Source organism: Levilactobacillus yonginensis (assembly GCF_003946265.1).
Lineage (GTDB): Bacteria > Bacillota > Bacilli > Lactobacillales > Lactobacillaceae > Levilactobacillus > Levilactobacillus yonginensis.
Genome location: NZ_RHNO01000027.1, coordinates 20,935 through 29,892, shown reverse-complemented (window position 1 = coordinate 29,892; position 8,958 = coordinate 20,935). Strand labels below are relative to the sequence as shown.

Annotated in this window: 9 protein-coding genes and 1 riboswitch; of the genes, 1 reads left to right on the top strand and 8 read right to left on the bottom strand. The window is 46.7% G+C overall.

What is annotated here, in order from left to right:
• Positions 1 to 548: 548 nt before the first annotated feature.
• The 5 genes from EKM87_RS10915 to EKM87_RS10895 all read right to left on the bottom strand — a co-directional run bounded on the left by EKM87_RS10915 (position 549) and on the right by EKM87_RS10895 (position 5,182).
• Positions 549 to 1,199, bottom strand: coding sequence for an endonuclease III domain-containing protein (locus EKM87_RS10915; protein WP_125684707.1), 651 nt, complete (start codon positions 1,197 to 1,199; stop codon positions 549 to 551).
• A 79-nt stretch (positions 1,200 to 1,278) separates the two neighbouring features.
• Complete coding sequence (locus EKM87_RS10910) at positions 1,279 to 1,827, bottom strand: hypothetical protein (protein WP_125684704.1); 549 nt, start codon at positions 1,825 to 1,827, stop codon at positions 1,279 to 1,281.
• A 395-nt stretch (positions 1,828 to 2,222) separates the two neighbouring features.
• Positions 2,223 to 3,740 (bottom strand): endonuclease MutS2, encoded by a 1,518-nt coding sequence (locus tag EKM87_RS10905; RefSeq protein ID WP_125684702.1) that lies wholly within the window; start codon positions 3,738 to 3,740, stop codon positions 2,223 to 2,225.
• A gap of 327 nt (positions 3,741 to 4,067) precedes the next feature.
• Positions 4,068 to 4,391, bottom strand: coding sequence for a MazG nucleotide pyrophosphohydrolase domain-containing protein (locus EKM87_RS10900; RefSeq protein ID WP_125684700.1), 324 nt, complete (start codon positions 4,389 to 4,391; stop codon positions 4,068 to 4,070).
• Between the two features lie 314 nt (positions 4,392 to 4,705).
• On the bottom strand, positions 4,706 to 5,182 hold the full coding sequence (locus EKM87_RS10895; RefSeq protein WP_125684698.1) for a hypothetical protein: 477 nt from the start codon (positions 5,180 to 5,182) through the stop codon (positions 4,706 to 4,708).
• 294 nt (positions 5,183 to 5,476) lie between these two features.
• On the opposite strand from EKM87_RS10895, the gene EKM87_RS10890 reads away from it, so the two are divergent.
• Positions 5,477 to 5,992, top strand: coding sequence for a VanZ family protein (locus tag EKM87_RS10890; protein WP_125684696.1), 516 nt, complete (start codon positions 5,477 to 5,479; stop codon positions 5,990 to 5,992).
• A 649-nt stretch (positions 5,993 to 6,641) separates the two neighbouring features.
• Here EKM87_RS10890 and EKM87_RS10885 read toward each other — a convergent pair.
• The 3 genes from EKM87_RS10885 to EKM87_RS10875 all read right to left on the bottom strand — a co-directional run bounded on the left by EKM87_RS10885 (position 6,642) and on the right by EKM87_RS10875 (position 8,957).
• On the bottom strand, positions 6,642 to 7,079 hold the full coding sequence (locus EKM87_RS10885) for a GtrA family protein (protein WP_125684693.1): 438 nt from the start codon (positions 7,077 to 7,079) through the stop codon (positions 6,642 to 6,644).
• A 296-nt stretch (positions 7,080 to 7,375) separates the two neighbouring features.
• Positions 7,376 to 7,900 (bottom strand): folate family ECF transporter S component, encoded by a 525-nt coding sequence (locus EKM87_RS10880; RefSeq protein ID WP_318530980.1) that lies wholly within the window; start codon positions 7,898 to 7,900, stop codon positions 7,376 to 7,378.
• 42 nt (positions 7,901 to 7,942) lie between these two features.
• Positions 7,943 to 8,039: riboswitch (THF riboswitch) on the bottom strand.
• Between the two features lie 51 nt (positions 8,040 to 8,090).
• The gene (locus tag EKM87_RS10875) at positions 8,091 to 8,957 is read right to left on the bottom strand and encodes a DegV family protein (protein WP_125684708.1); all 867 of its coding nucleotides are present in this window, start codon (positions 8,955 to 8,957) and stop codon (positions 8,091 to 8,093) included.
• Between the last annotated feature and the right edge of the window lies 1 nt (position 8,958).

Genomic DNA, 8,958 nt, shown 5'->3' with positions numbered 1-8,958 from the left:
TAGGCATAGAAAAATCCCCTTAAAGTTAACAGATGAATTATAGTTTTTCATCTGTCAACCTTAAGGGGACTATAGCAGTTAATCAACTAGGACGTCCTTACTGGTATTTAGTAATAGAAGTTGAAAGTTCGAAAACCGTTATCAAGTCAGAAATAGTCAGGCGTTATAGCCACCTGCGGCTGTCAGAGATTCCGCCAGCTGTGACCTCCTCCGGTTGAACGGATTCTTGGAAATTAGGCTAACTTAAATACCTACATGACCGCACCTACGCAATATTATTGGTGCGCCATTAGGTAGCCGATAGTGAGCCAAATTTGGACTAAGCCATGGGATTTTCAAGTGTCTTTCTTGAAAATGGCGACTTGAAGACGTGTTTTGCGGCTTCAAGCGAGGGGCAAGACCGCTCTTTGGCTTGTCCCGTCCTTCCCACCGCGTTCCAGTCCAAATTTGGTAAACGGTAAGGCGACAATTTCCCACTATGTCTGACTAAACCCCAACACCCACCCCTGGTTGTGTCAGGCATAAAGTACAGCTTGATTGAACTAATCTTAAACTTCAGCTTCATTCTCTTCATTCAATTTGTCACAGTCAATAATCAGCTGACAGACCTCTTTGTCTGGTGTCAATTTCATCGAATACTTTCGACCAAACTCAATCATCGTATGATGAGCGCGATGTAAGTCTTCGGGGTTTAGAATACTGACGATTTTATTTTCGACCTGCAAAGGAGTCGCCGTCTGAATTACAAAATGCAAACGTTTAGAGATGGCCGACACATGGGTATCCACGGCAAACGTGGCCTGACCAAACATGTCACTCAAAACAACGTTGGCGGTTTTGCGACCCGCTCCAGGAAGTGCCATAATTCCCTTTCGATCTGTAGGAACTTCATCGTTTAAGTCTTCATGCACGATTCTGGCCGTCTTGATGATGTTTTTGGCCTTGTTGTGAAATAAGCCGACGCTTCTGATAATCCCCTCAACGTCTTCAACTTCAGCGTTCATCAAGTCCCGTGGTTCTGGGTACCGTGTAAACAAGATCGGCGTTACTTTGTTCACCGATACATCAGTGGCTTGGGCACTTAAAATGACCGACACCAAAAACTGAAATGGTGTTCTAGCGTCTAGTGACAAGCCAACTGGGCCAATCTCTTCTTCCATTTGTTGGATAGCCCAGATAATTTGGTGATCCTTTAGCATTGATTTCACAGCTTCTTTCATCTTACTTGGGAGTCTTTACCACCCAATATACCGTAAAATGACAAAAGTACAAGCTGGATTACACCCTAAACCCTGCACCATGACCGCCATAGTAATGAAATACCCCATTGTATTCTTGGATACCTTGAACAATAATCGTTCTGCGACCAACTTGTTTTATTTTATCTTTCGTAAACGCAACGGATCCATCCGAATGCCAAAAGGTATAATATTCAACGTTAGCGGGTCTTCCTTGGGCACGTAGCTTCTTAAGCCGGTGCTGATACTTTTGTGTCAGTTGATTGATCCTATGATTAAACGATTTAACCTGAGGCTTCGAATAAACGGACCCTTTTTCAACCGCAACGTGCTTCTTCAATTTTTTCAGCAGTTTCAGCTTATACTGGAGTACAGCCGGCCAGGCAATTGAAAGTCCCTTGCGATTCAACGTCGCAATTTTTAAAGCGCGTTTGTCTGCTTTGGTGAGGCTTGTTTCGTACGACTGCCGTTTTCCCTTATTGGCAGCATAGCCGTTGCCCACTAGTAATCCCAAGCTAACTATCAACATTAAACATGCGACGACCACCTTACACCATTTCTGCCAAGCTCCTGTGCCTAATAGTTGCATGAATGCCCCTCCGTATTTAATCTATCATGAAAGTGATGTTTAACAGTCACTCAAGTAAGTTGTTTAATTTATCCAGCCTTTATCAGAATTATAACAAGCTATATTAGCACCTATATTATTAAGTATCAACACCGATACCGTTTGTACCTCGCTAAAATCCTTGAGTTACTAAACCATATCATCCACCGCTACCCTTAGCAAGCAGTAAATTAGTGCCATCGCAACCAAAAATAAACGGGGGTTGATTGGTCTAATTTCAAATGGTTATCAATTAGCTGTGAATTCCCATCACACCAAATTTGGTCTGCCATCTACTATAAATATATTTATTTCCTAGTCCAAAAAGGCAGCAACCAATCACCTGGTTACTGCCTAATCTATTTAATGTGAGTTGTCTATTTCGCTGCCAATCGCTGGCGAGTATCTGCCAAAATTGCTGGTGCTAAGCCCAGCCGTTCCGCGAGCCAAACCGCCTCACTAGCTCCCACCTGATGCAAAAGCAACCGGTACGTTGGCCGCAACGTTTGCGGGTCGAAAGCCATCGTCGCCGTCATAAACGTCGGACAACCCACCGCGTATTCCTTGATAGCACTAAAGTGGGTCGTTGCAATGATGGTCGCCCGTTGTTGCCGCAGGTACTCGATGATGGAGATACTAAGCGCTGAACCTTCTTCAGGGTCAGTCCCGCTCCCAATTTCATCGAGCAGCACCAGTGCGTTTGGCTGAATATGGTTGGTCATCTCAACCAAGGTCGTCATCTCGGCCGCAAAGGTACTCAATTGCGCCGTGATACTCTGGTTATCGCCAATATCGACCCAAAACTGGCTGAAGACAGCCATCTGCGTCCCGGCCTCAGCCGGTAACTCTAGACCCACCTGCACCATTAAAGCAAACAGCGCGATGGTCTTCAAAACCACGGTCTTCCCGCCGGAGTTAGCCCCCGTGATCATCAATCCCTGGTGCGGTGATAACTCAATATCTAACGGCACCGCGTTTTCACCAAGTAAGGGATGGCGACCCGACACAATTTTAATGTGTTGGTCAGCGTTAAGCTCGGGCATTCGGCTTGCTGTTTCCAACCCGTAGCGCCCCCGGGCCATGATTTGGTCAAATTGACTGAGCAGCGCCTGGTTCTTAACCAAATCGTCCCAGTGATCCAATACATCACCGGTCAACGTCGCTAGCAACTGGTAGACCTCGTCGCTCTCATCACTGATGAGGCTCGTCAAGACAGCGCCCTTCTTAGCGGCCGCTTGTGGCTCAAAGAAGACCGTCGAACCAGTCCCTGATTGGTCAACAACCTGGCCACTAAACCGATTCTTATAGCTGGCCTTCAACTGAACACAGACCCGGTCATTACGCGTAATCAACCGGGGACTTTGCACCGCCTGTGAGTGTTTCCGGACAAACTGCGTTAGTGTTGATTGCACCTGCTGACGTTGTTTTTTTATCTGTCGGCGAATATCCGCCAGCTGTGGGGTGGCTTCGTCAGCGACCTGGCCGCGCACGATTACGTGTGCTAATCGACCTTGAAGACCGCTTAACCGGCTCGCTGAACCTAATAAATCGGCCAACTTCGGCGCAAACTGTTGATGAAGGTCTAAGACCGTCTTTAACCGCTGAAGATTCGTTAAAAAATCACTGACTAGCCCTAGTTGTTGGGCGTTGAGTAAGAGTCCTTGATCCATCTTCGTTTGTAATGCTGTCAGTTGATCCAAGTCAAAATACGTCAGCATCACGTCGTTGGCCAACAACCGGTGGGCCTCCGCCGTCAAACTCAACTGTTGCTGTACTACAGCCAAGTCGGTTTCATTGACGCTAGCCTGTAACTCTGTAGCCGCCCGTTTACTGTGGGTATAACTGGCAACGGTGGCCAGGATTTGATCTAATTGGGTAATTTGTTGTAACTTCATTTATTCTCCTTGCAGCGAACAGCATGGAGAAACCATTCATAAATAATTGAATTGTCGGTCCTGCTGTTTGCTAATACTTGCACGAATTTGTGCCGGACATCGCGCGACAATTTTCCACACTCATTAACGTCACTCCTCGTTTTTTTCGTAGATGTTAACCGTAACATATGTTCAAATTTTGAGCAAACTGCCGCTCATTGATACCTGGCACATTGTCAATGATTGCCGTTAAAAGGCAGAACCAGAAATTCAGATTTCATTCCCAAATAGTCAAAAGACCAGCCATCGCCTCCCGACAATGTACTGGCCTTTTCCTAAAATACCACTCTACATTTTCCCTTCGAACCGCCGTGTTAGTTTTGCTTCGCTCGCCTGCAAAAGGTCTTGCGCATCAATATCGTACAGACTACTAATGACCAAGACTTGATCCAAGGCGTCTGCGAGTTCTTCTTTCAAATTGGCTTGTAATTCCGCCGGTGTGGCCTTCTCCTCACCTGGATGGTCGCGCCCAATCTCAACGGCGCGAATAGCCCGCGAAACTTCCCCCGTTTCCTCCGTCAAAAAATTCAAATGAACGAACAGTGAATACTGATACCAATTCCGCTGTTGATAGAACTTGACCAACCATTCTTGATGATCCGTAATTGTCATTCTGAGACTCCTCCTCTTAACCGTACTTCTTTAACTTTACCAGACGTAGAACCTGGCGCAACTAGAACTACTTACAAATGCTTTTATACAGCACTTACCGGCACATTAATCGTCTTCTTCGGTCTCACCCAGCCGCTTCAAACCAGTCATCAACAACACGGCCATTTTTGCCGGGGATTCCGGTTTGTCTTGAACCAGCCAACTGACTAATCTTGTTCAGCAAGATAAACTTTGAAATAAAACAAGGGCCTGGGATTTCCCCCAGTCCCTTGTTGCACTCCGAATATATGAAACGTGAGACAGATAGCCAGTGTCTAAGCGACCTTCCGCCACACCCACTGAGCTACCAAAAACAAGCTGATAATTGGCCCAAATAAAATCAGTAAAAACGTGGCCCACAGTCGCTCACAGTAAACGTAAATTGGATTCAAAATTTCATCCGTGCTTTGCGTCGTATCTGTCGTGAATGCCCACGGATTGACCGTCACACCATTCGTCGTCCAGCGTCGGTCACGGTGGCTATTCTGCATATCTTGTTGATGCATGGCCAGTGAGCGTGTCTTATAGGAAGTCATCTCTTCACTATTTTTAATGAACAAGCTTGCAAAATGTCGTCGTAGCTCTGGGTAGCACACCAGCCAGCTCAAAAAAATCCAAACCGCGTAGGGCGTTACCGGAACCTGCCATTGCCCCTTGACTCGTTGCAGACCAAAGGCTAACAGAATGCACGTAATCAGAAATCCCTTAAGCAATGCGACCAGATAACCAGTAAAACTCATCCGCTTCCCCATAAAGACCGCTCCTCTTCATAATTCTAATCGAATTTTAATGTAATTATACCACACCTTAATAAGCTGACTAACGCAAATTGCCAATTGGTTTAGCTACTTTCCCTGCCCGGCCCTTCACCCACCAAATCCTTAAAGAATGTGATGATTTTTTGACGAGATACTTATGATTTCACTAAGGGCCCCAAGAAACCTTAAAGTCCCAGTCAAAAATCCCCGCTAGCAACCGATTTGCGGTAGGATAGCAACATGTTGAACGGAACGAATGACTGGTAATAATCTCACGGAGGTGATTGGATGCGCTGGGAACCCCTATTACTCATAATCTTAATGGCCGGATTAAGTGGCCTGTTTATCCTCGCAACCGGTAAAAAGGTCCATTGGCTGGCCCTCCTGATCTTAGCTTACTTTACTGGATTAGCTGGAATTGTCTTCACACCACTGTCCTTTTCCGGAACGGGCGTCTACATCATGCCAGCAGGCATTGGTCGGGTAAACTTAACCCACCTGGACCTGTTTAACCTGGGATTTGCGGAAAATATTTTAATGACCATTCCCATCGGGTTAATGATCAAATGGCTGTTGCCCAAGTTATCCCTCTTGGCGACTGCTGGATTCGGTGTCTTCGTGGGCGGCAGTATTGAAACGATTCAATACATCTTATCCCACCACTGGTTGATCAACCGCAGTAGCGATATCAATGATGTTCTGGCTAACGCACTCGGCATCATCGTGGGCGGTATCGTGATGGCAATTTACTACAAAGTTAGCGTCAGTCGTCGACAGAGACGACATACTCGTGCGCTAGCTTAAAACAATTCAAAAAAACTGGCGTGACCTAGTCTAAAGATAGACTAGATTACGCCAGTTTTCTGTTCTCTAAATGTTTACAGCTAAATGTTGAAAGTTCGAAAACTGTTATCAAACCGAGAATAGTAAGGCGTTATTGACTTCCACCTGCGGCCGTCAGAGATTCCGCCTGCTGTGGGGAACGCCTCCGGCCTGAAAAGCGGTCCTTCGGCTCGGTTTGAAGCCTGGAAAACCACCAGTATCCAAACACGTCCCACGCTGTAAGCCGAAGATCGACTAACACCGTCGACACAGCTGGCTCCATCTCTGACCACCTCCGGTTAAACAGATGCTTGGAAACTAAGCTAGCTTACATACCTGGATGACAGTATTTGCTCAATATTATTGGCACGCCACTAAGTAGCCGAGAGTGAGTCAAATTTGGACTCAGCCGTGGGATTTTCAAGTGATTTTCTTGAAAATGGCGACTTGAAGACGTGCATTGCGGCTTCAAGCGAGGGGCAAGACCGCCCTTTGGCTTGCCCCGTCCTGCCCACCGCGTTCCAGTCCAAATTTGGCGAACGGTAAGGCGGCAGTTTTCCACTATGTCTAACTACCATCAAAGAAAGAAGCAGCCCCTGCGCACGCGCAAGGAACTACTTCATTTAAAAGTCTATTCATCGACGGTCGACGTCGCCTTGGTCTTACGGAAAACGAACCATTTACTGAAGAAGTAATTGGCCAATACGACCACAACTTGATCGACTAACTTTGTTAACATTTCGTTTTGAGCGAGTAGTGAGACCCCAATCCACATGATACCTTCATCCATAATCAGCGTTGCTGCCCGGACCGAGAAGAAGGTCACGATTTCTCGCCAGAGCGCTTCAAACGTGGTGAAGTGGGAATGGAAGACCCACACCCGGTTGGTCACGTAGGCAAACAGTACGGAAACGAACCAAGCAACGGCCGTTCCAATCTGGTAGTTCCAGCCCCACATGGTAGCTGTCACGTAAAAGACCACTAGGTTAACCAACGTCGTTAACCCACCGAAGAATAGGTAAGCAATGACACTTTTATATTTTGCGTAAAGTTGACTTATCCGGTTCATTGAAATCCTCCCCGAAGAGCTCCCTCTTCATTCTTGTTATAACGGAGAATTCCGCTTTAAGCAAGGTGTTGATCCCTTTTGATAGAAAAAATTAAGGTGTTCACTCGGCCACTGACTTTACCTTGGTGACTGAGTTGTTCTTTAAGGCATTATTTAGGTGTGTCGTGGTAGTGGTGGTGATTGTTTTGTTACTATAAGTTAAAGTAATAATTTTAATCATCACTATACTAACTCCGTTCTCAGATTATCCCATTGAAAAACACCACCTCAGCGAACTGCCAAGATGGTGTCAATAGTTAAATTTTTAAGCGTTCTTGAATCATTTGAATGGTATGGCTCTTCAGCACTAAGTAAACCAGCACAATTTGAATTGGCGTGGTAATCAACTGCTTCAACGCCCGGACTGGGAAGAGACCCCAAAACGGTGTTTTATACATGATAGTCACCCACAACGTATTCAAAATAGCGTTAACGACTAACGAAATTAAGACGGAAGCCCCAATCACACGCCACCAGGTTACCGGTTGTTGGTAAAGAAATAACGCGTAAATCAGTGACCCCAGGACTGCCGATAGCGTGAAGCCCAGAAAGAACGGCCCACCTGTCATCAACGTGCCAATGACGTCGACCACTGCCGCCGTCATCATCCCCCACCAGGGACCATACCACTTCGCGATTAGAGCGACAATCAAGAAAGTGAAGCTAAACTTGATAAAGGTGTTACCCACCGAGAAACGACTGATCACCAGTTGTAGTGCCATCAACAGTCCCATTGTTACCACGCTCAACGTGTCCAGCTTGGGAAGCCGGGTATTTGCCATCGTCTTCAATTCAGACATCTCCTAAGGGAGTTGCCACATCGCTGCGGCCAATGCGGAAATAAGATCGCGGGACACATCCCTTCGTCTGGTGTTCACATTGCGTTCCACCAGCACTTGACGCCTTATTTCCTACTCCGTAAATTTTAATTACAGGAGATAGCATACCATATCCACACACAGGATGCACGACTTATGCGCGATCAAAATCCTTCATCCACGCCAAGGCCAACGCCTTTTCACCCAAATGGGCCCCGATAACGGGTCCAAAGTAGGACTGTTCTACCGGGATCTCTGGGTATTGTGCCGCAATTTTATCCGCCCAGGCTTGACCGCCCTCGGGATCGTTCGCATTAATAACTAACGCCCGCAACGGGTAGTCGACCTGTGCCTGCGCTTCAACGAAGAGACTTTCCACGCGAGCCAACGCCTTCTTACGTGACCGCACCTTCTCAAAGGCCACGATTTCGTGGGTGTCGTCATCAAATGTCAGTAATGGCTTGATGCGTAGGACACTCCCAATAAAACCGGAGGCGTTCGACAACCGACCACCCCGAACCAGATTTTGTAAGTCATCCACGACGAAGTATTCCCCAATGGTGTCTCGCAACGCGTCTAAGCGTGCAATGATCTCTTTGGGCTCCGCACCCTTGTCGGCCATGCGAGAGGCCTCAATGGCCAAATACCCCATCAATTTAACGGTGATCTGTGAATCATACGGGATCACCTTGATATTCTCAATGGTGGGCGCAATGTTCTTAAGTTGGTTCACGAAACCGGAAATGGTGCTGGCTAAGTGAATGCTGATAACGGCGTCGTATCCTTCGTCTGCCAATTGGTTGTAGAGATTGATCATCTCACCCAACGGTGGCTGGGACGTACTAGGAAACGACTTGGAATTTCTTAAACGATCGTAGAATTCACTGGTGGTAATATCAACATCTTCATCATAGGAGCGACCATCAATGATCACCGGAATTGGTACAACGTGAATGTGATACCGCTCGACCTCTTCTGCGGACAAATAGCTAGTACTATCGGTGACCACAGCAATCTTCATT

Bases quoted from the DNA above. Each gene is read 5' to 3' on its own strand.
- EKM87_RS10880 (WP_318530980.1), bottom strand. From the start codon at position 7,900: ATGGCAAATACCCGGCTTCCCAAGCTGGACACGTTGAGCGTGGTAACA.
- EKM87_RS10905 (WP_125684702.1), bottom strand. From the start codon at position 3,740: ATGAAGTTACAACAAATTACCCAATTAGATCAAATCCTGGCCACCGTT.
- EKM87_RS10915 (WP_125684707.1), bottom strand. From the start codon at position 1,199: ATGCTAAAGGATCACCAAATTATCTGGGCTATCCAACAAATGGAAGAA.
- EKM87_RS10910 (WP_125684704.1), bottom strand. From the start codon at position 1,827: ATGCAACTATTAGGCACAGGAGCTTGGCAGAAATGGTGTAAGGTGGTC.
- EKM87_RS10895 (WP_125684698.1), bottom strand. From the start codon at position 5,182: ATGGGGAAGCGGATGAGTTTTACTGGTTATCTGGTCGCATTGCTTAAG.
- EKM87_RS10900 (WP_125684700.1), bottom strand. From the start codon at position 4,391: ATGACAATTACGGATCATCAAGAATGGTTGGTCAAGTTCTATCAACAG.
- EKM87_RS10885 (WP_125684693.1), bottom strand. From the start codon at position 7,079: ATGAACCGGATAAGTCAACTTTACGCAAAATATAAAAGTGTCATTGCT.
- EKM87_RS10890 (WP_125684696.1), top strand. From the start codon at position 5,477: ATGCGCTGGGAACCCCTATTACTCATAATCTTAATGGCCGGATTAAGT.
- EKM87_RS10875 (WP_125684708.1), bottom strand. From the start codon at position 8,957: ATGAAGATTGCTGTGGTCACCGATAGTACTAGCTATTTGTCCGCAGAA.